Source organism: Devosia sp. P1_H9 (assembly GCF_056405135.1).
In genome coordinates, this window is sequence record NZ_JBFUCQ010000008.1 from 124,253 (window position 1) to 145,469 (window position 21,217).

Below are 21,217 nucleotides of genomic sequence, written 5' to 3' on the forward strand. Positions count from 1 at the left end.
TGAGGGCTCGGTGGTTAAGCTCGTGCGATCACAGCCGCTTGCATGAGCTGCCCGGCACGAACTTCGGCGCCAGGACGAAGTCCTGAACCGGATCGGCGGCGCCTTCCGGGCTCATGCGATGGAGGATCCGGCGGGCGATGATGCCGCCCAGCTTCATCGTGTCCTGGATTACCATGGTGATCCGCGGGGTGATCACGCTGCTCCACTGCACATCGTCGATCATCGCCAGCGAAATGTCGTCCGGGCAGTTGAAGCCAAGCTCCTGCATCGCCTGCAGCGCCGCGAGGGACACCGCATTGTTGGCGCCGATGATCGCGGTCGGCCGCTCCGGCTGGATCAAGAGGCGCATTGCGGCCTCATAGCCGGCACCGCGGGTGAACTGGCCATCCACCACGAGATTTGGGTTCACCTCGACCCCGGCGCTCGCCATGGTATCGGTGAAGCCGCGCAGCCGCTCGGAGGCGGTGTGCATGTGCTTTGGGCCGGCGATGAAGGCAATGCGCCGATGGCCAAGCTGCAGCAGGTGCTCGGTGAGCATGGCGCCGGCGAGGTGATTGTCCGAACCGACGAAATCCCGCTCTATGCCGGCCACCTTCTGGTCGAAGCATACCGTCGGGATCTTCAGCCCCCGGATGAAATCCACATACTCCCGGTCGTGTCCCGACGGCGCCAGAGCCAGCCCGGCGACCTTGAGGCCGGAGAGATGTTCCACCAGTGCCCGCTCGCGGTCGGGCTTGCCGGACGAGTCCGTGATCAGCACGAAGTGGTTGTGCTCGATGGCATAGTTCTCGAGCTCGCGCCGGATATCGCCGAAGAACGGGTTACCGACATTGCCGACAACGAGGCCGATCAGGCGGCTGCGGCCTCGGGCAAGGCTCTGGGCCAGTGGATCGGCGACATAGCCCACCGCCTCGACGGCCGTGCGTATCCGCTCGAGTGTCTTCTGGCTGACGCGGCCCGGGTTGCTCAGGGCCAGCGAGACGGTCGAGACCGAAACGTCGGCCAGTCTCGCAACATCACGAATTGTGGCCATTGATTTTGTCGAACCGCTTCTATGGCTTAGCGGCACGAGCACCTAGGTGCCCGGCCCGCCCGGGAATGCCAGATTGGTAGCATTCGCGTGGGGTTCTGCAAGGGAAATCTCAAATTCCGATAGCCGTTCGGAATGGGGTTGACTCCGCCACCATCCCAAATCAAGTTACCGATCGAACCGGTTCGATATGCATTCGATGCGAAGCCGGGATATGGGAGGAAAGATTGAATAGTACTGCGGCAACCAACGGTCGGGTCGGGTCCGAGGGCGGCAAAGCCTGGTTCACGGATGACCGTTTCGGCATGTTCATCCACTTCGGCCTGTACGCGATGGCCGCGCGGCACGAGTGGGTGCAGCACCGTGAGGAGATCCCCGCGGAGGACTACGCCAAGTACTTCGAGAACTTCGACCCCGATCTCTACGATCCGCGCGAATGGGCGCGGCGCGCCCGGGAAGCCGGGATGAAATACGTGGTGCTGACCGCCAAGCACCATGAAGGTTTCTGCCTGTGGGACAGCGCCTTCACCGACTACAAGGCGACCAATACCCCCTATGGCAGGGACCTCCTGAAGGCCTACGTCGAAGCGTTTCGCGCCGAGGGCCTCAAGGTCGGCTTCTACTATTCGCTGATCGACTGGCACCACCCGGAATTCCCGATCGACGGCATCCATCCCATGCGCAATCACCCCGATGCGCTGGAGATCAACAAGAGCCGCGATGTCCGGAAGTACGCAGCCTACATGCGCAACCAGGTCACCGAACTGCTGACCAATTTCGGCGAGATCTCCGTCATCTGGTTCGATTTCAGCTATCCCAAGCGCGAATATCGCGGCATGCCCGGCAAGGGGCGCAACGACTGGGAGAGCGAAGAGCTGATCGCGCTGGTGCGCCAGCTGCAGCCCAGCATCATCGTCGGCGACCGCCTCGACCTGCCGACGGACGGCAACCATCCCAAGGACCTCGCGACCCCCGAGCAGTATACCCCGCGCGTTGCGCCGACCTGGCAGGGCAAGCCCGTCCGCTGGGAAGTCTGCCACACCTTCAGCGGCTCGTGGGGCTACCACCGCGACGAGAGCACCTGGAAGGATCCGGGCCAACTCATCAACCTCCTGATCGACTCCGTGGCGCTTGGCGGCAACCTCCTGATGAATGTCGGCCCCACCGCCCGCGGCACCTTCGACGTGCGGGCCGAGCAGGCGCTCGGCGTCTATCGCGACTGGATGCGGGTGAACGCACGTTCGATCTACGGGGCAGGGCCCTCGGACTTCACCCCGCCCAATGGCTGCAAGTTCACGCAGGTTGGCGACCGGCTCTACGTCCACGTGCAGACCTGGCCGTTCCGCCACATCCATATCGATGGGCTGGGCGGCAAGGTGAAGTACGCGCAGTTCCTGCACGATGGCAGCGAGATCCACTGGCTCGATCCGAAGGCCGAGGTGGATTCCAACATCGGCGTCGCCGTCGGCAGCGGCATGCTGACGCTCGAGCTGCCGGTCATCAAGCCGAACGTCGTCGTGCCGGTGATCGAGCTGATCCTCAACCCCTGAGGGCCGGCAGATGAGCTTGGAGGAAGAACTGTTCGCCACGATGACCCCGGTCATCGCGGAACTGGCGGAAAGCGGCGACGGCGCGGTGTCGCTCGGCGGATCGCGGGCCAAGCACCGCTCGGACTCGCAGTCGGACTACGACTTCCGGGTCTATGCCGATCGGTTCAAGGGCCCCGAACTGCGCCAGACCAAGGCCTGGAAGCAGTTCGACGAAGTGCTGCAGGGCTGGGAGGCCAAGGGGCTGCGCCTCGACGGCGTCTGGGCCCGCAGCTACGCCGGCGTGCAGGCTGACCTCGATGCGTGGATCGCCGGCCGCGGCGCCACCAAGCACTATGAGTGGACGATCTGGGGCTACCACCTGCCCACCGATCTCGCCCACCAACAAATCATCGTCGACCCACAGGGTATCCTGGCGGGCTGGAAAGCCCAGCTCGCCACCTACCCGGATGCGCTGCGGGACTCGATCATCACCCAGCACCTCTCGGTGCTGCGCTACTGGGCCGCCGACTACCACTACGCCAGCAAGGTGACCCGGCGCGATCTGGTGTTCCTGGTCGGGCTCACCGGCAAGCTGGTGAACGCGATCAACCAGGTCGTGTTCGCCATCAACCGCACCTACTACCCAGGCGACGGCTGGAATCTGGCCATCGCCAAGGACTTCGCTCGGCTGCCGCCCGATTTCATCGCGCGAATGACGGCCATTCTCGAGCCGGGCGACGACTGGCAGCGCCAGCGTACCGAACTGATCGCCGTCATCGCCGATCTGGAGGTGCTGGTCGCCGAATAGGTCCGCTCCGCACGTCGCCGCGCCAAGTGAGGAGGGCGCCCTCGTGCAGGACCAAGACACACGTGCCTGAACAACCAACGACATCCCGAGGAGGAACTATCGTGAAACTATCTCTGATCTTGGCCGCCGCCGCTCTGGTGGGCAGCTCGGCCTTCGCACTTGAGGTGCAGGCGCAGGACGCCCCCGTCAATCTCACCTGGCAGATGTGGGGTGACGAAAAGGACACCGCGCTATTCCAGAGCATCGCCGACCTCGTGACTGAGGAATATCCCAACATCAAGGTGACGCCGCAGTTCTCCGGCTGGACCGACTACTGGACCCGCCTGCCGGTGCTGGCCTCGTCCGGCCAGATCGCCGACCTCGTGGCCATGCAGTCGATGCGCATGCCGAGCTTCTACGGCGTGCTCGAGCCGCTCGATCCGTTCATTGCTGCCGACAACTTCGACAAGTCGGTGTTCGAGTCTTCGATCATCAGCGGCCTGTCGCAGGATGGCGTGCAATACGCCCTGCCGTATGACGTCGGCCCGTGGCTGGTGTTCTACAACCGCGACAAGTTCGCCGAGGCCGGGCTCGCCGAGCCCAAGCCCGACTGGACCTTCGACGACTTCAAGGCCGCCGCCGAGAAGCTCACCAGCGGCGACAATTACGGCTACGCGGTGCAGGCATTCGACTTCATCGCCCAGCCGGTCGCCCTTGGGGCCGAGTACTTCAACGATGGCAACCAGTTCGACCTGACCAACCCCGGCTACGCCGCCGCGGTGGGCAAGCTCGTCGACCTCGTAGCAGTGGCCAAGGCCTCGCCGGTCTTTGCCTCCGGCGCCGGCGCCCAGACTGGCAGTGGCCGCTTCGCTGCCGGCAACGCGGCGATGGTTATCGACGGCCCGTGGTCGCTGCTGACCACCCAGGCCTCGGTGGGCTTCAAGGTCGGCGTCGCACCGCTGCCACGCGGCGAAGGTCCGTCGCGCTACATCACCGCCGGCTCGGGCTGGGGCATCTCGGCCGCCAGCCAGCATAAGGACGAAGCGTATAAGGCGCTCAAGGTGCTGACCGGTCCCAAAGCGGCGGAGATCCTCGCTTCGGCCGGCCGTGCGCTGCCCGGCCGCCTCGCGGAGCAGAAGTTCTGGTACGACGTGGCCGCCAAGGATATCGCCGGCGCACGCGAGACGCTGCAATATTCCTTCGAGCATTCGACCCCGTTCCGCATCAACGAAAGCTGGAACGAGTTCGAGAACCTGATCACCCAGTACATCCCGCTGGCCCTCAACGGTGACAACACCACGGACGCGGTTCTGGCCGATATCCAGAGCCAGCTGCCGTAAGCCCTGGCGCCCGGCCGGTCAGCAGCCGGCCGGGCGCCTCAGCCGTGCATCGGCGCCAACGCGGCGCCGCCAGGGAGGAGGTGCCCATGACGATCATCCAGGATACCGCGGTCGCCGCCAGTGCGCCCGCCGCCCGCCAGCGACGGCGCAGCGGACCGCGCGACGGCCGCACGGCCTTCTTCTTCCTCCTGCCCAGCCTCTTGGGCGTTATCCTCTTTCTCGTCGTGCCGATCATCGCCTCGCTGGCGCTGAGCTTCACCAACTGGAAGCTGCTCGGCAAACCCGCTTTCGTCGGCGTTGCCAACTATGTCCGGCTGTTCACCGCCGACCCGCAGTTCTGGACCGTGCTGCGCAACACCCTGTTCTTCACCGTCGAATACCTGGTGCTGAACATCATCATCTCGGTTGGGCTCGCCACCTGGATCGCGAGCCTCAAGCGAGGGCAACGGTGGTTCCGGGTGGTGTTTTTCCTCCCCACCTTCACGCCCGGAATCGCCGTTGCCATTGTCTGGATGCTGATCTTCGCGCCGGGCGGGTTTTTCGACTTCATCATGAAGTCGCTGTCGCTGGGCGTACCGAACCTTCTGACCAACCAGACGCTCGCCATGCAGGCGGTGATCATCGTCTCGCTCTGGGCCAATGTCGGCTACAACACGGTGCTGTTCAACGCCGCGCTCGACATGGTGCCGCCGAGCTACCTCGAGGCGGCAAAAATCGACGGCGCCAGCGCCTGGGACCGCTTCTGGAAAATCCGCCTGCCGCTGATCTCGCCGACGCTGTTCTTCGGCACGGTGATGACTGCCATCACCTCGCTGCAGGTGTTCGACCAGATCTACGTGATGACCCGCGGCGGTCCGGGCAACGCCACCGCTACGCTGGGCTATGCCATCTACCAGCGCGGCTTCCAGAACTTCCAGATGGGCTACGCCTCTTCGATCGCCTGGGTGATGTTTGCGCTGATCATGGCTCTGACCGCCCTCCAGTTCTGGCTGCAGCGCAAGTGGGTGCACTATGACAACTAAGGCCCGTTCCCGCGCCGCCCTGGCGCTCGATATCCTCAACCATGGCGCGCTCATCCTGGTGGCGCTGCTGTTCCTGTTCCCGTTCTTCTGGATGGTGTCGAACGCGGTGCGCTCCAACGCCGAGGTGCTGGCCATCCCGGTGCGCATCCTGCCGCACGAGTTCCAGTGGGACAATTTCGCCAAGGCCTGGTCGGAGCTGCCCTTTGGCCGGTTCTTCCTCAATTCGATGATCGTCGCCGGCAGCGTCACTGTGATCACCGTGGTGGTCTCGTGCCTTGCCGGCTACGCCTTTGCCCGCCTGAAATTCCCTGGCCGCGATGCCCTGCTGCTGGGCTATGTCGGCACGCTCATGGTGCCCTCGATCATGCTGATCATCCCGCTGTTCCTGATCGTCAACAGCCTCGGGATGGTCAACACCTTCCAGGGCGTCATCCTGCCGGTGGCCTTCGGCACCTTCGGGGCGTTCCTGCTACGCCAGTTCTTCCTCTCGATCCCCGACTCTCTCGAGGAAGCGGCGCTGATCGACGGGGCCTCGCGGCTGCGCATCCTCATCAGCATCATCGTGCCGCTGTCGATGCCGGCCATCGGGCTCCTCTCGCTCTTCACCTTCATCGCCCAGTGGAACAACTTCCTCTGGCCGCTGATCGTGATGACCGGCCAGGAAAACGCGACCCTGCCGGTCGGCCTCACCCACTTCCAGACCCAGCAGGGCACGCAGTGGAACTACATCATGGCGGGCGCCGCCCTCTCCATGCTCCCCGGCATTGTGCTGGCAATCCTGCTGCAGAAGCTGATCTACAACAGCATCGCCCTGAACGCCGGCATGGGCGGGCGGTAGCGCCCGTCCAACCCGCTAGATCGCAAACCTCGCGACAGCGACGCCCTTGGTTGCCGTTTCGAAGCTGACCATGGCGCCGCAAAGCGGCCAGCGGGCCAGGTCTTCCGCGGCAACCCCGACGCTGAGGCTGGTGACGAACAGCGTATCGAGGTCAGGGCCGCCGAAGCAGGGCATGGTGGGGCGCAGGTTCGGCAGGTCGATCCAGTCGAGCAGCACGCCGTCGGGTGAGAAGCGATTGAGCCGGCCCGCCGAGGCGCCGCCCGACCAGTAGTTGCCGTCAACGTCGCAGGCGCCGCCGTCGGGGCGGCCGGTGGCTTCGTCGAGGTCGAGCCAGCGCCGGCGGTTGGTGGCCGCGCCAGTGGCCGGATCGAAATCGAGGAGGTCGACCCAGATGCCACGCGAGTCCGAGTGGTACATGCGCGTCCCGGCCGCATCCCAGGCGAGTCCGTTCGATATTCTAAAACCCTCGGTGATCACCGCCACGCTGCCGTCGGGCGCGAAGCGATAGAGCGTGCCGGCCGGGTTGGCGTCGCCGCTCGCATCCATCGAGCCAACCCAGAACGCGCCATCCGGGCCGACCTTGCCGTCGTTGAGCCGCATCTCTGGCTTGGCGTGCGTAACCGACGCGAGCGCCTGCCGGCTGCCGTCGCGCGGGTCGAACAGGATCACCGTGTCGCGCAGTGCGACGACGAGTTGCCCCGATTGGCAGAGCCCCAGCGCACCCACCGGCTCGCCCATCTCCCAGCGCTGCCGCGCGCCGGTGAGCGGATCGATCCGATGGATGATGCCGGGATTGATGTCCACCCAGTAGAGCAGCCCGGTCCGATCGTCCCACAGCGGGCTCTCGCCGATCTCGCAGCGATCGGCGGCGACGGTGCTGATAGCCGGTGCGCTCATTCGTGGCTGTCCTGCGCGAGGCTCCACTCGCGATAGCGCCGGCGGCCACCCTCGAGGTGCTGCCGCATGGCCAGACGCGCCTCGTCGGGCTTCCGATCGCTGATGGCGTCGAAGATGCGCTGGTGCTCGGCGCGGATCACGTCGAGGAACTCGGACTTGCTCTTGTCGTCGGAGAAACTGGCCCCCAGCGCGCGGCGCGGGATCAGCCGCTCGCCCATCTCGTCGACGAACAGGCGGAAGCGCTTGTTGTTGGTGGCGTCGGCGATAGCGCGATGGAAGGCGCGGTCGGCGTCGGTGGCGAGCGTATTGTCGCTGAGGTGGCGGTTGAACTGGGTCATCGCCTGCTCCATGCGCAGGAGGTTCACTTCCGTCCGGCGCTCGGCGGCGAGGCCGGCCGCTTCGACCTCGACGCTGATGCGGAACTCGAGGAAGTCGAGCACGTCGCCGATCTCTTCGGGCGCTGCCATCAGCATGGAGAGGCCGCCGGCGGGCAACGGTGGCTTGCTGACATAGACGCCGCTGCCGCGCAGCGAGCGCAGCCGGCCCTCGGCCTTGAGGCTCGCGATCGCCTCGCGCACCACGGTGCGGCTCACCGAGAACTGTTCGCAGAGCCGGTCTGCCGGCGGCAGCTTGTCGCCGGGGTTCAAGCCGGTGGTCTCGATCAGCCGCAGCAGGTCGAGCTTGACCCGGTCGGTGAGGTGGATGGCAGGGCTGGGGGACATCAGGTTGGGTTGCCGTTTATCTGTCGTTCAGGGAGCATTCATAGGCGTGGCAATCTGGCAGCGAAAGAGGGGCAGCGCATCGCCACGGTTGCCCACATGATGAAACTATCATACTGCTTTGAAGAAGTCATATTTTTGGAGGGGTTGAATGTACGTAGGCACACAACTTGGCGGGGACCAGTTCGCCAAGGTCGGGGATCGTTACCTCAGGCAGCTGGCCCAGCTGGGTGTCCGGCATGTCTGCATCGACCCGGTGGGCGACCCGTGGCAGTGGAATCGTGACATCCTGATGCGGCATGTCGAGCATGTCTCGAAGTTCGGGCTGGTGCTCGACATGGTGCAGCTGCCGCTGCCGTCCTCGGGCATCGAGCGCAACCACCAGGCGCCGGGGATCGTCCTGGGCAAGCCGGGCGAGCGCGACCGCGAGATCGACGGCATCTGCCGCATCATCGAGGCGCTGGCCGAGGCCGGCATCGGCGCGGCGAAGTACAACTTCAACGTGCTCGGCATTCCGCGCACCGAGTCCGAGACCGGACGCGGCGGGCAGAAGCTCTCGACCTGGCGCGCCGACAAGGCGACTGACGGCGACACGCTGACGATTGCAGGAAAGGTCTCGTCGGAGGAGTTCTGGGAGCGCATCGAGTATTTCCTCGAGCGCGTGGTGCCGGTCGCCACGGCGAACAAGGTGCGCCTCGCCTGCCATCCGCATGACCCGATGACGCCGCCTGGCTATCGCGGCTTCGAGAGCCGTGTGCTGTCGAGCGTCGAGGGGCTGATGCGGTTCGTCCAGACCTGCGAGAGCCCCTATCACGGCCTCAATTTCTGCCAGGGCACGGTGGCTGAGGGCATGGAGAATCCGCGTGCGGAAATCGGCGAAGTGATCCGCTGGTTCGGCAGCCGGAAGAAGATCTTCAACGTCCATTTCCGCAACATCAAGGGCGGCCGCTACTCGTTCACTGAGGAGTTCCCGGACAATGGCGACATGGACATGCCGGCGGCGCTCAAGATCTACCACGAGGTCGGCTATGACGGCATGATCATGCCCGACCACGTGCCACACATCGATGCCGACAACTCGATGGAAACCGCCTTCGCGTTCTGCTTCGGCTACATCATCGGCCTGTTTCAGGCGAACGGCTGGGACCCCTACGGCGCCTGAGGTTTTCGCGCAAATGCAAAGGCCCGGATCGCGAGATCCGGGCCTTTTCGCCTCGGGCTGGGAGAGTGCCGTCAGGCGTTGGCTGAAATCAGATCCGCGAGGATCTTGCGCTCACTCGCATCGAGTTCGGTCAGCGGCGTGCGCACCTTGCCGGCGGACCGGCCGACGAGCTCTGCACCGGCCTTGATCATCGAGACGGCGTAGCCGCGCTTACGGTCGCGCAACTCGATCAGCGGCAGGTAGAAGCTCTTCATTAGCCCGTCGATCACCTGCGTGTCGCGCTGCCGCACGGCGTTGTAAAAGCGCAGCGCCAGCTCGGGCACGAAGTTGAACACCGCCGACGAATAGGTGGTGACGCCCATCTCGAGATAGGGCTGCGCGAACACCTCGGCGGTGGGCAGGCCTCCGATATGGACGACGCGATCGCCGAGCCGGTGGGCGACGCGCTGCATCAGCTGCAGGTCGCCGATGCCGTCCTTGTAGCCGATGAAATTCGGGCAGGCTTCAGCCAGCTTCTCAAGCCCGGCGGGTGACAGCCGCGTGTTGTCTCGCGCGTAATAGATGACGCCGAGTCCGACGGCATTACATATCGCCTGCATGTGGGCGATGACGCCCTCTTCTTCGGCGAACATCAGGTAATGCGGCAGCACCAGGATGCCGGCGGCACCCGCCGCCTCGGCGCGCTTCGCCAGATCCACTGCCATCCTCGTGCCATAGCCGACGCCGGCCAGCACCGGCACATCGGCAGCGCTGTTCTCGACCGCCGTGCGGATCACCGCGTCGTACTCGTCATAGCCGATGGAAAAGAACTCACCTGTGCCGCCCGCCGCAAACAGTCCCGCGGCGCCATAGGACGAGAGCCACTGCAGGCGCTTGGCGTACGAGGCCGCATCGAACTCGCCATCGGCGCCAAAATCGGTCACCGGGAAGGAAAGCAGCCCCGAGCCGATCTTCGCTTTGATCTCGTCAAAAGTCACCAGGCGTCTCCATGGCGGTCAGAGAATTAGTACTATTTCTTTCTGCTACCACCCCAAAAACCCCGCTGTCAACGCAACCAGGGGTATGTCATCCACCCCCCACGTCAAAGAAGTATGATTTATCGTTTGACAGCGCCATTGCAGTCATACCACATTGCCACCACCGACGCTGAAGGAGAACGCTCCCGGCGTTCGGAAGCAATTCTCACGGGAGGGTGAATTGAAGCATTTCCTTATGGCTTCGCTGGCCGGGGTATCGATGCTGGCATTGGCCGGCGCTGCGCTGGCAGCCGATTACAAACAGGCGCCGATGCTTGACGCGGCCGTTGCCGACGGCACGCTGCCGCCGGTAGCCGAACGTGTCGGTGCCTCGCCGCGCGTGATCACGCCGGTGAGCGAAGTCGGCCAGTATGGCGGCACATTCCGCGGCGGCATGGTGGGCGGCAATGACCGCAACATGCTCTTCACCTACTTCGGCTACGAGCCGCTGCTGGCCTGGGATGCCGAGTGGACGGGCGAGGTCGTGCCCAATATCGCCAGCGGCTACAGCGTCAGCGAGGACAGCAAGTCCTTTACCTTCACGCTGCGCGAGGGGATGAAGTGGTCGGACGGCACGCCCTTCACCGCCGATGACGTCGCCTTCTTCGTTGAGGACGTGCTGCCGGACGCGAAGCTGTTCCCGACCAAGCCCGGCTGGCTGACGGTCGAGGGCGAGCTGCCGACGATCTCCGTCGCCTCGCCGACCGAGTTCACCCTGTCCTGGACGAAGCCGAACGGCCTCTTCGTTCTCAACGCGGCCAGCGTCTACGGCGTGCAGCTGACGCTCCTGAGCAAGGCCTATTGCAGCCAGTTCTTGCCCAAGTACAACCCGGATGCCGATGCCCAGGCCAAGGCGGCAGGTGTCGCCGACTGGGCCGAGCAGATGGTCAACATGTGCGGCGTCGGCATCGAGAACATCCAGCGCTGGCGCAATCCGGATCGCCCGACGATCGAGGCGTGGCGGATCACTGAGCCATACGTTGCTGGGGCCACCCGCGTCTCGCTCGAGCGCAACCCCTACTACTGGAAGGTCGACACCGCCGGTAACCAGTTGCCCTATATCGACGGGCTCTCGATGTCGGTGAATGCCGAAGCGCAGACGCTGCTGCTCAGCGTGCTGGCGGGCGAGATCGACTACGAAGTCCGCCACACCGCCAACACCACCAACCTGCCGGTGCTGTCGGAGGGCCAGGAGGCCGGCAACTTCCGCCTCAGCCCGCGCGAGTCCCGCGTCGGTAATGCGCTGACCATCTCGGTCAACCTCAACTCGCACGATGCGGTGAAGGCGCCGATCTTCTCGAACAAGGACTTCCGCATCGCGCTGTCGCATGCGCTCGACCGCCAGGCGATCATCGATACGGTCTACCTGGGGCAGGGCACGCCGCGGCAGGTCGCACCGCTCGAGGGCACGCCGTTCTACAACGAGAAGCTGGCGACCCAGTATCTTGAGTTCAACCCGGATGAAGCCAACCGCCTCCTCGACTCGATCGGGCTCGATAAGCGCGGCGCCAACGGCCTGCGCCTTGCACCAGATGGCAGCCCGCTGGTGGTGAACGTCGCCGCGGTGACTGCGCTCGGCAACATGGCCGACGTCGCGGAACTCCTGGTGCAGTACTGGCAGGCGGTCGGGGTCGATGCCCGCTTCACCGCCATGGATCGCACCCGCTTCTACGAGGAAAAGACCGCCAGCCAGCACGATATAGTGGTGTGGGGCGCAACCTCGGGCGGCATCGACGTCTATATCGATCCGCGCGACTACTTCCCGTTCTCCACGGAGTCGAACTTCGCCGTCGACTGGGCCAAGTTCTACATCAAGGACGGTGGGGTCGAGCCGCCGGATTACGTGAAGCAGCAGTGGTCGCTCTACGACCAGATCAAGGCCACGTCGAACGTCGACGAACAGGCGAAGCTGGTGAGCCAGCTGCTCGATATCAGTGCTGAGCAGTTCTACCAGATCGGCGTCAGCTCGGCGATCCAGGGCTTCTCCGTGGTATCGAACAAGCTCGGCAACGTGCCGGACGATACCCCCACTGGCTGGATCCATCCGGACCCGGGTACGCTGAATACCGAGCAGTTCTACTTCAAGCAGTAGTCACCGAACGCGCGATCTGGCGGAGTCCATCCGCCGGATCGCCCAACGCACGGGCGGTTCATGCTCCTCTATATCCTCAAGCGAATAGCCGGCATGGTTCCGGCGATGGTGGCGATTTCGATACTCGCCTTCACCGTCATCCAGCTGCCGCCGGGTGACTACGTCTCGACCTATGCCGCGCAGATCGCGCAATCGGGCGAGACCGTCGACAGCGCCCTGCTCAGCAGCCTCCGCGAGCGCTACGGGCTCGGTGAAAATGTCGTGGTGCAGTACTTCAAGTGGATCGGCGGCATCGTCACCCGCGGCGATTTCGGCGACAGCTTCGAGTGGAACCAGCCGGTCACCGAGCTGATCTGGGGCCGCATGGGGATGACGGCACTGATCTCGGTGCTGACGCTGATGTTGATGTGGGCCTTCTCGCTGCCCATCGGCATCTATTCGGCGGTGCGGCAGTACTCGGTCACCGACTATGTGGCGACCGCCTTCGCCTTCCTCGCCATGGCGACTCCCAATTTCCTCCTCGCCATCGTTCTGCTCTATGCCACCACCATGTGGTTCGGCGTCTCGGTCGGCGGCCTGTTCTCGCCGGCCTTCGAGAACGCGCCGTTCTCGTTTGCCAAGGTGTGGGACTTCATCACCCACGCCTGGATCCCGATCTTCGTTCTCGGCACCGCCGGCACCGCCTCGCTGATCCGTGTGATGCGGGCGAATCTCCTCGATGAACTGCACAAGCCCTATGTCGAGGCGGCCCGTTCGAAGGGGCTGCCCGAGATGCGACTCATCCTCACCTATCCGGTGCGCGTGGCGCTCAACCCCTTCATCTCCACAGTCGGCTGGGTGCTGCCGGCGCTGATTTCGGGCGAGCTGGTGGTCTCTACTGTGCTCAACCTCCCCACCGCCGGCCCGCTATTGCTGCAGGCGCTCAAGAGCCAGGACATGTACCTCGCGGGTGCCTTCATCCTGTTGAGCGGCGGGCTCGTGCTCATCGGCACGCTGGTTTCCGACATCCTGCTCGCCATCTCCGACCCCAGGATCCGGCTGTCATGAGCGCGCCCACCGAAGCCACCGACATCGAAGCCGGTCTGCTCGATCAGCAGCTCACAGCCGGGCGCTTGCAGGCCGCCGGCCAGTGGACCCTGTTCTGGCACAAGTTCAAGAAGCACAAGCTGGCGCTGCTCTCGCTGTTCGTCGTCGCGCTGATCTATTCTGTCGCGCTGTTCGCCGAGTTCCTCGCCCCACAGGATCCGGCGAAGTTCGATCCGCGCTTCACCTACGTGCCGCCACAGACCATCGGCTGGTTCGTCGACGATGGCGCCGGCGGCTCGACCTTCCAGCCGCATGTCACCGGCTTCAATATCAAGGTCGATGCCAAGAGCTTCCGGCGCGTCTTCACGCCCAAGCCGACCGAGATCATCCCGATCGGCCTGTTCGTCCGCGGCCAGAGCTACAAGATGTGGGGGCTGTTCGACGCCGATCTCCACCTCATCGGCCCGCTCGAGAAGGGCAAACCCTTCTTCCTTGCCGGCGGTGACCGGCTAGGGCGTGACCTGCTTAGCCGCACCATCCACGGCACCCGCATTTCGATGTCCATCGGGCTGGTCGGGGTCACCCTGTCCCTGGTTATCGGCATGATCCTCGGCGGCATTTCCGGCTATCGCGGCGGCATGGTCGATCGCGTCATCCAGCGCGTCATCGAGTTCATCCGCTCGGTGCCCACCATTCCGCTCTGGCTCGGCCTCGCCGCCGCCATGCCGAAGGACTGGCCGCCGCTGCAGGTGTATTTCTCGATCCTCGTCATCCTGTCGCTGATCGGCTGGACCGAGATCGCGCGCGTGGTGCGCGGCCGGTTCCTCAGCCTTCGCACCGACGATTTCGTCATCGCCGCGCGGCTCGACGGGGTCAGCGAGTTCCGGCTGATCATGCGGCACATGATGCCGAGCCTCTACTCGCACATCATCGCGGCGGTCACCCTCGCCATCCCGCACATGATCCTTGCCGAAACGGCGCTCAGCTTCCTCGGCCTCGGCTTGCAGCCGCCGATCGTCAGTTGGGGCGTGCTGCTGCAGGACACGCAGAACCTCGGCGCCATCACCCAGGCGCCCTGGTTGTTCGTGCCCGGCATCTGCGTCGTCGTAGCCGTGCTGTCGCTCAACTTCCTCGGAGACGGCGTCCGCGACGCCGCTGATCCCTATGCCAAGTAACGACACGCCCAACGCCAAACCGGTCCTCGTCGTCAAGGATCTCGCCGTCGAGTTCCCGGTGCACAAGTCGGTGGTGCACGCGGTGCGCGGGGTCAGCTTCAGCCTGTCCCGCGGAGAAACGTTGTGCCTCGTCGGCGAAAGCGGCTCGGGCAAGAGCGTCACCGCCCGGGCCATCCTGCAACTCGTCGCCGCGCCCGGCCGCATCACCGCCGGAGAAATCCTGCTCGATACCGGCAGTGGCGAGGTCGACATCGTCAAGCTCGGCGCGCTCGGCCGCGGCATCCGCGAGGTGCGGGGCCGGCGCATCGCCATGATCTTCCAGGAGCCGATGTCGAGCCTGTCGCCGGTTCACACCATCGGCCACCAGATCATCGAAGCCATTCTCCTACACGAAAAGATCAGCAAGGAGGAGGCCCGCAAGCGCGCCGCTGCGCTACTCGATCGCGTACGCATCCCCAATCCGGAAGCGGCGCTCGACCGCTACTCGTTCGAGTTCTCTGGCGGCATGCGGCAGCGCGCGATGATCGCCATGGCGCTCTCCTGCAACCCGGAAATCCTCATCGCCGACGAGCCGACCACGGCGCTCGACGTCACCACCCAGGCCGAAATCCTGTCGCTGCTGCGCGAGTTGCAGCGCGACCGCGGCATGGCCGTGCTGTTCATCACCCACGACATGGGCGTCGTCGCTCAGATCGCCGACCGCGTCATGGTGATGTTCAAGGGCGAGATGGTGGAGCAGGCCGACGTGTTCGACCTGTTCGAACGCCCGCAGCAGCCCTACACCAAGGCGCTGCTCGGCTCCGTGCTGAAGCTCGAGACCCCGGCGCCCCGCCCGCCGCGTCCGGCTGAGGAATCCCCGATCGCAGAGATCAGCGACCTGTCGCTGCATTTCCCGCTCAACCTCGGCATCCTCGGCAAGCCCACCGCCTATCTCAAGGCCATCGACGGCGTCAGCCTCACCATCAACAAGGGCGAAACCGTCGGCGTCGTCGGCGAGAGCGGCTCGGGCAAGACCACCCTCGGCCGCACGCTGCTCCGCATCTACACGCCAACCGGTGGGCAGGTGAACTACTGGCGCGGCGACGGCGTCGAGGTCGACATCGCGCGACTGTCGAAGCGCGAGATGAAGTCGCTCTACAGCGAAGTGCGTATGGTGTTCCAGGACCCGCATTCCTCGCTCAACCCGCGGATGACCGTCTACCAGATCATCTCCGAGCCGTTGCGCACCAACACCACGATGACCGAGCGCGAGATGCGCGACCGGGTGGCCGAACTGCTGATGCGCGTCGGCCTTCCTGCCGATGGCGGAGAGCGTTATCCGCACGCCTTCTCCGGCGGCCAGCGGCAGCGCATCTCCATCGCCCGCGCCATCGCGCTGCGGCCTCGCCTGATCATTGCCGACGAGCCCACTTCGGCATTGGACGTTTCCCTGCGCCACCAGGTGCTCGACCTGATGCGCGGGCTGCAGGACGAGTATGGCCTCTCCTACTTGTTCATCAGCCACGACATCTCGGTGATCCGCTATTTCTGCGACCGCGTCGCGGTGATGAAGAACGGCAAGATCGTCGAGATCGGCGATGTGGCGCAGATTTGCGAGCGGCCCGAGCATCCCTATACTCAAACCCTGATCCGCGCCGTCCCCCGCCCCGATCCGCGCCTGCGGCTCTCGGCTCCCGCCTGAGGAAAACAATGCCGCAAGTCCTGTTGACTGGAGCCGCCGGCAGGCTCGGCACGCACTTCCGGTCGAGGTTGGCGGAATCGGGCACGGCGTTCCTTGCGACTGACATCGCAGCGCCGGCGGATGGCGGTGCGGTGGTCCTCGCCGATCTCGCCGATCGTGCGGCGGTCGACGGGCTGATGCGCCAGGACATCTCAGCCGTGGTGCACCTTGGCGGTATGTCCAAGGAGGCGCCGTGGCAGCAAATCCTCGATACCAACATCGTCGGCACCTACAACATCTTCGACGCGGCGCGGAAGGCCGGGGTCAACCGCGTCATCTATGCGTCGTCCTACCATGTGCTCGGCATGCACCCGTCCACCGAGGTGCCGCTCGATATCCACGCCGAGCTGCGGCCGGATACCCTGTACGCCGTCAGCAAGCTGTTCGGCGAAAACCTCGGCCGGCTCTACCACGACAAGTTCGGCATCGGCTGCATGAGCATCCGCATCTGCGCTGCCAACCCGTCCAACAACCAGCGCGACCTGAAGCTCTACGTCCACCGGGACGACCTGTTGAGCCTCGTGACCACCGCCCTCGACGCCCCCGACCTCGGCTACCGCACCGTCTTCGCCATCTCCGACAACGAGAACGCCTGGTACCTCAACGATCCTGACCAGACCCTCGGCTGGCGTCCGGAGCACTCATCCAGCGAACAGCCGCTGCCCGAAGGCAAGTCCGAGTGGCCGCAGCCCGACCCCGTCGTCACTCGCCTGCAGGGCGCCGCCTTCGCCAATTGGGGCCACTTCGACGACTGACGGCTACAACCGGACGCCACTCGCCGCATCGAACCGGTGTATCTCGTTGGGTCTGAGGGTCAGCACGTCGCCCACGTCCACATCGAGGCGTCGGTGGAACATGGCGATGATCTCGGTCTCGCCCACCTTGCCGGTGATCTGCGTATCCGACCCCATCGGCTCGACCAGCGTCACATTCATAGCAATGCCACTGTCGGCAATCTCGAAATGCTCTGGCCGTACTCCGACGGTGATGCCCGCCGCCTTGCCGAGCACCGGACCGGGAATGAAATTCATCGCCGGAGACCCGATGAAGCCTGCCACGAACACGTTGGCCGGCCGGTCGAACAGCTCGGTCGGCGTGCCGATCTGCTCGACCTTTCCGGCGTTCATCACTACGATCTTATCCGCCATGGTCATCGCCTCCACCTGGTCGTGCGTGACGTAAACGGTGGTGGTTTTCAGCCGCCGGTGCAGCCCCATGATCTCGCCGCGCATCACCACGCGCAGCTTGGCATCGAGGTTCGACAGCGGCTCGTCGAACAGGAACACCTGCGGGTTGCGCACTATGGCGCGGCCCATGGCCACGCGCTGCCGCTGGCCGCCGGAGAGCTGGCCCGGCCGGCGCTGGAGCAGGGTGCTCAGGCCCAGTATGTCGGCTGCCCAGTTCACCCGTTCGGCGATCTCGGCTTTCGAAGCACCACGATGCTCCAGCGAAAAGCCCATGTTCTTTTCCACCGTCATGTGCGGGTAGAGCGCGTAGTTCTGGAACACCATGGCGATGTCCCGGTCCTTGGGCTCGAGCTCGTTGACCACCCGGTTGCCGATCTCGATCTCGCCGCCGGTAATCGGTTCGAGCCCGGCGATCATCCGCAGCAACGTGGACTTGCCGCAGCCGGAGGGGCCGACCAGCACCACGAATTCGCCGTCCGCCATGTCGATGTCGACGCCGTGGACTACCGCCGCGCCGCCATAGCTCTTGTGGACCGATTTGAGGGTTACGGGCGCCATGCGATATTCCTTGTCAGCCCTTGAGGCCGGTATGGGCGAGGCCTTCGACGAACTGCTTCTGCGCCACGATGAAGACGATGAGCACGGGGATCGCCGTCATGGTCGCGGCAGCGAGCTGCACATTCCACATCGGCCCGCCATATGCGTCGGTGAACTGGGTGAGAGCCTGCGGCAGGGTGAACTTCTCGGTCGCCGAAATGAAGACGATCGGTTCGAGATAGAGGTTCCAGCTGCCGAGGAAGGTGAAGATGGCAACCGCTGCCAGCGCCGGCCGCGCCAGGGGCAGGGCGATGGTCCAGAAGATCTTGAACCGCCCGAGCCCATCGACCCGCGCGGCTTCCTCGAGCTCCACCGGCAGCGAGATGAAGAACTGCCGCATGATGAAGGTGGCGAACACCGCCGGCGCCCCGAAGATCGGCACGAGGATCAGCGGCCAATGCGTGTTGATCATCCCCCATTTGAGGAACATCTGGAACAGCGGCACCAGCGTCACTTCCGACGGGATCAGCAGCCCCACGAGCACCACCATGAAGATGGCATTGGCGCCGGGGAAGCGGATGCGCGCGAAGGCGTAGCCTGCGAGCGACGCCACCGCCATCGTCCCCACCGTAACGATCGCCGCGATATAGGCCGAGTTCCAGTATTGCTGGGCAAACGGCTGGATCTTGAACACGTCGGCATAGGACGAAAAGTCGAAGGCACGCGGCACGATGTCGGGCGGAAACGCGAAGATGTCGCTCACCGGCTTGATCGACGAGGTGACCATCCACCAGGTCGGAAATACGAACGGGATCAAGAGGATGCACATCACCCCGTAGATGAGCACCTGGGCGCGTGGGCTGAGCTCAGTTTTCATAGAACACGAACTTTCTGCGCAGCTGCCACTGGATGAAGGTCAGGGCGCCTACGATGACCAGCAGCACGATCGACACCGTCGAGCCGTAGCCGAACAGGTAGAACTGGAACGCCTGCTGGTAGAGGTAATAGACCAGCACCGTGGTCGAAAAACCCGGACCGCCCTGGGTCAGGATCATGATCTGCGCGAACACCTGCAGCGCCCCGACAATGGTGACGATCGAGGCCAACAGGATGGTCGGCGAAATCAGCGGCAGGGTGATGCGATAGAACTGCTTGAAGCGCGGCACGCCATCGACGCGCGCTGCCTCGAACAGCTCCCGCGGCACGCCCTGTAGCGCCGCGAGGAACAGGATCATGTTGAGCCCGACATTCTTGATCGCCTGCACCACGATCACCGAGATCATCGCCGTGGTCGGGTGGCGCAGCCAGTTCGGGCCCTCCACGCCGATCAGCTGCAGCAGCCCGTTGATGCCGCCATTGTCCTGCAACAGGAAGCTCCAGACGATGGTCCAGGCGACCAGCGACACCACTACCGGCGAAAAGAACAGCGTGCGGAAGATCACCATGCCGCGTAGCTTCTGGTTGAGCAGCAGCGCCAGCCCCAGCGCCATCCCCATGTTGAGAATGGCGAGGCCGAACGAGAACACCGCCGTGACGCCCATCACCTCGCCCAGCGCCGGGTCGCTGAGCAGCTTCTGGTAGTTGGCCGCGCCGGTGAAGCGGAACGATCCGGCCAAGACGTTCCATTCGTGCAGCGAGTACCAGAACACCAGCCCCAGCGGCGCCAGCACGAAAACGACGATGCCGATCAGTTGCGGCGCGATGAACAGGTAACCCGCGGCGGCGTCGCGGCGCGCCATGGTCCAGAACGGACGCCTGGCCGGTGCAATATCCTCTGTGCGCGTCGCGAGGGTCATTGAATGGTCCTGAGTATAGGGAAGGTTGGGCGGCGGTGCTCGCCGCCCAACCTCCGGTCAGTTCGCCGCCAGCAGCGGGTTCACACGGTCGCAAACCGTCTTCAGCACCGCCGCAACATCCGCATCCGGCTGCCACATGCCGTCGAGCGCGGCGCGTACGGCCTGATCCAGCTGGGCGAAGTTGCGAACCTGCTGCGCCGACACGCCAGTCGATACGCCATGGATGACCACCGCTTCGAGCTGCGCCGGCGTGAGCAGTGGATTTGCTGCGGCCAGCACGTCCACGGTCAGGAGACTCTGGCGCGCCGGCGGGAAGAACCGCGACAGCTTCTGCACATTGGCCTTGTTCGAGAAGAACGCCAGGAAGTCGGCAGCAGCCTGCGGATTCTTGCCGCTGGCGAGCACGCCGATACCGGCGCGGCCGACAAAGCCATACTCGCCGACGGGACCGGCAGGCAGCGGCACCAGGTCCCAGTCGAACGCCTTGTCGTCCTTGGGCAACAGCGAGGCCCGGCTGATCTGTGTGATGGTCATGGCGCCGTCGCCGGCGAAGAAGTCGGCGGACACGCCCGGTCCCGGCAGTGCCTTCTTGGTGAAGATAGCGTCATGGATGAAGGTCATCGCATCGACCATTTTCGGGTCGGTGAAGGCACAGGTCTTGGTATCGTCCGACCACGGGTGGGCGCCCCAGCCGGTGTAAATCGCTGCCAGGTTGCCCCAGGCCTTGTATTCGAAGTCGCGGACAATCAGCCCCTGCTTGCCGGTCTTGGCGACGGCCTCGGCGGTGGCGATGGCATTGTCCCAGGTCCATTCGCCTGCCGCGATCATCTCTGCCGGGGTCTTGGCGCCGGCCGCGCGGACCATGTCATTGTTGACGAAAATGCCGAACGGCGAGGTCGAGAACGGATAGAGATACTGCACCCCGTCCTGCGACCAGGCGGTCAGCGTCGCCGGAGCGTAGTCGGCGAGATCATAGCCCTCGGTCTTGGTGAAGGTCTCGGTGAGCGGGAACAGCGCGCCGGCAGCCATGAAGTCGGGCGCCGTGGTTTCGAAGGTCCAGGCGAGATCGGGCGGATTGCCGCCAGCGATCTGCGTGGTCAGCGTTGTCGTGAAACCATCGAAGGGCAGCGAGTCGAAGGTGACGGTCACCCCGGGATGGCTGGCCTCATACTCGTCGGCGATCTCGTTGAAGAGCGCCAAGTGTGCCTCATTGGCACTCCAGATCGCCATGCGCAGTTCTTGCGCCATTGCCGGGGCGGCAAGGGCGGAAAGGGCGGTAGTCGTCATCGCCAGTCCGGCGAGAATGGTCCTCAGTCTCATCATGTTCCTCCTTGTGCAGTCTCT

At 64.6% G+C, this 21,217-nt stretch carries 18 protein-coding genes and 1 pseudogene; 11 read left to right on the plus strand and 8 right to left on the minus strand.

Going from position 1 to position 21,217, the window contains the following annotated elements:
• Window positions 1–28: 28 nt before the first annotated feature.
• Window positions 29–1,033 carry a LacI family DNA-binding transcriptional regulator gene (locus AC1DYL_RS17045; protein ID WP_477174081.1) on the minus strand — a complete coding sequence of 335 codons (1,005 nt, stop codon included), beginning with the start codon at window positions 1,031–1,033 and terminating at the stop codon, window positions 29–31.
• A gap of 224 nt (window positions 1,034–1,257) precedes the next feature.
• Here AC1DYL_RS17045 and AC1DYL_RS17050 point away from each other — a divergent pair, with 224 nt between their 5' ends.
• The 5 genes from AC1DYL_RS17050 to AC1DYL_RS17070 all read left to right on the plus strand — a co-directional run bounded on the left by AC1DYL_RS17050 (window position 1,258) and on the right by AC1DYL_RS17070 (window position 6,546).
• The gene (locus AC1DYL_RS17050) at window positions 1,258–2,580 is read left to right on the plus strand and encodes an alpha-L-fucosidase (protein WP_477174082.1); all 1,323 of its coding nucleotides are present in this window, start codon (window positions 1,258–1,260) and stop codon (window positions 2,578–2,580) included.
• Between the two features lie 10 nt (window positions 2,581–2,590).
• Complete coding sequence (locus tag AC1DYL_RS17055) at window positions 2,591–3,367, plus strand: DUF4037 domain-containing protein (RefSeq protein WP_477174083.1); 777 nt, start codon at window positions 2,591–2,593, stop codon at window positions 3,365–3,367.
• A 101-nt stretch (window positions 3,368–3,468) separates the two neighbouring features.
• Entirely contained in the window at window positions 3,469–4,686 is a 1,218-nt protein-coding gene (locus tag AC1DYL_RS17060) for an ABC transporter substrate-binding protein (RefSeq protein WP_477158339.1), read from the plus strand.
• A gap of 86 nt (window positions 4,687–4,772) precedes the next feature.
• On the plus strand, window positions 4,773–5,708 hold the full coding sequence (locus tag AC1DYL_RS17065; protein ID WP_477174084.1) for a carbohydrate ABC transporter permease: 936 nt from the start codon (window positions 4,773–4,775) through the stop codon (window positions 5,706–5,708).
• On the plus strand, window positions 5,698–6,546 hold the full coding sequence (locus AC1DYL_RS17070) for a carbohydrate ABC transporter permease (protein WP_477150453.1): 849 nt from the start codon (window positions 5,698–5,700) through the stop codon (window positions 6,544–6,546). Before AC1DYL_RS17065 ends, AC1DYL_RS17070 begins: the two co-directional genes overlap by 11 nt.
• A 15-nt stretch (window positions 6,547–6,561) precedes the next feature.
• Here the strand turns inward: AC1DYL_RS17070 and AC1DYL_RS17075 are convergent, their stop codons facing one another.
• Both AC1DYL_RS17075 and AC1DYL_RS17080 read right to left on the minus strand, forming a co-directional pair.
• Window positions 6,562–7,443 (minus strand): SMP-30/gluconolactonase/LRE family protein, encoded by an 882-nt coding sequence (locus AC1DYL_RS17075; protein WP_477174085.1) that lies wholly within the window; start codon window positions 7,441–7,443, stop codon window positions 6,562–6,564.
• Window positions 7,440–8,165, minus strand: a complete 726-nt coding sequence (locus tag AC1DYL_RS17080) for a FadR/GntR family transcriptional regulator (protein WP_477174086.1) — start codon at window positions 8,163–8,165, stop codon at window positions 7,440–7,442. Before AC1DYL_RS17080 ends, AC1DYL_RS17075 begins: the two co-directional genes overlap by 4 nt.
• Window positions 8,166–8,313: 148 nt before the next feature.
• Here AC1DYL_RS17080 and AC1DYL_RS17085 point away from each other — a divergent pair, with 148 nt between their 5' ends.
• The gene (locus AC1DYL_RS17085; RefSeq protein ID WP_477174087.1) at window positions 8,314–9,324 is read left to right on the plus strand and encodes a mannonate dehydratase; all 1,011 of its coding nucleotides are present in this window, start codon (window positions 8,314–8,316) and stop codon (window positions 9,322–9,324) included.
• Between the two features lie 71 nt (window positions 9,325–9,395).
• Here the strand turns inward: AC1DYL_RS17085 and kdgD are convergent, their stop codons facing one another.
• Entirely contained in the window at window positions 9,396–10,301 is a 906-nt protein-coding gene (gene kdgD / locus AC1DYL_RS17090; RefSeq protein WP_477150457.1) for a 5-dehydro-4-deoxyglucarate dehydratase, read from the minus strand.
• A gap of 220 nt (window positions 10,302–10,521) precedes the next feature.
• Between kdgD and AC1DYL_RS17095 the strand changes: the two genes are divergently transcribed.
• The 5 genes and pseudogenes from AC1DYL_RS17095 (at window position 10,522) to AC1DYL_RS17115 (ending at window position 17,108) form a co-directional block, all read left to right on the plus strand.
• A complete protein-coding gene (locus tag AC1DYL_RS17095) occupies window positions 10,522–12,432 on the plus strand; it encodes an ABC transporter substrate-binding protein (RefSeq protein ID WP_477174088.1) in 1,911 nt (636 codons plus the stop codon).
• 60 nt (window positions 12,433–12,492) lie between these two features.
• Window positions 12,493–13,479 (plus strand): ABC transporter permease, encoded by a 987-nt coding sequence (locus AC1DYL_RS17100; RefSeq protein ID WP_477174089.1) that lies wholly within the window; start codon window positions 12,493–12,495, stop codon window positions 13,477–13,479.
• Window positions 13,476–14,633: an ABC transporter permease gene (locus AC1DYL_RS17105; protein WP_477174090.1), complete on the plus strand. Its 1,158-nt coding sequence runs from the start codon at window positions 13,476–13,478 to the stop codon at window positions 14,631–14,633. The genes AC1DYL_RS17100 and AC1DYL_RS17105 overlap by 4 nt, the downstream gene beginning before the upstream one ends.
• Window positions 14,623–16,358: pseudogene (locus AC1DYL_RS17110) on the plus strand (ABC transporter ATP-binding protein); the annotation flags it as partial. The gene AC1DYL_RS17105 and the pseudogene AC1DYL_RS17110, both read left to right, overlap by 11 nt.
• Window positions 16,359–16,382: 24 nt before the next feature.
• Window positions 16,383–17,108: an NAD-dependent epimerase/dehydratase family protein gene (locus AC1DYL_RS17115; protein ID WP_477174109.1), complete on the plus strand. Its 726-nt coding sequence runs from the start codon at window positions 16,383–16,385 to the stop codon at window positions 17,106–17,108.
• Between the two features lie 3 nt (window positions 17,109–17,111).
• Here AC1DYL_RS17115 and AC1DYL_RS17120 read toward each other — a convergent pair whose 3' ends face one another.
• From AC1DYL_RS17120 to AC1DYL_RS17135, 4 genes are read right to left on the minus strand one after another with little or no spacing between them, the layout of a single operon-like run.
• Window positions 17,112–18,098 (minus strand): ABC transporter ATP-binding protein, encoded by a 987-nt coding sequence (locus AC1DYL_RS17120; protein ID WP_477174091.1) that lies wholly within the window; start codon window positions 18,096–18,098, stop codon window positions 17,112–17,114.
• A gap of 13 nt (window positions 18,099–18,111) precedes the next feature.
• Window positions 18,112–18,954 (minus strand): carbohydrate ABC transporter permease, encoded by an 843-nt coding sequence (locus tag AC1DYL_RS17125; RefSeq protein ID WP_477174092.1) that lies wholly within the window; start codon window positions 18,952–18,954, stop codon window positions 18,112–18,114.
• On the minus strand, window positions 18,944–19,873 hold the full coding sequence (locus AC1DYL_RS17130; protein ID WP_477174093.1) for a carbohydrate ABC transporter permease: 930 nt from the start codon (window positions 19,871–19,873) through the stop codon (window positions 18,944–18,946). Before AC1DYL_RS17130 ends, AC1DYL_RS17125 begins: the two co-directional genes overlap by 11 nt.
• A 57-nt stretch (window positions 19,874–19,930) precedes the next feature.
• A complete protein-coding gene (locus AC1DYL_RS17135; protein WP_477174094.1) occupies window positions 19,931–21,193 on the minus strand; it encodes an ABC transporter substrate-binding protein in 1,263 nt (420 codons plus the stop codon).
• Window positions 21,194–21,217 lie beyond the last annotated feature (24 nt).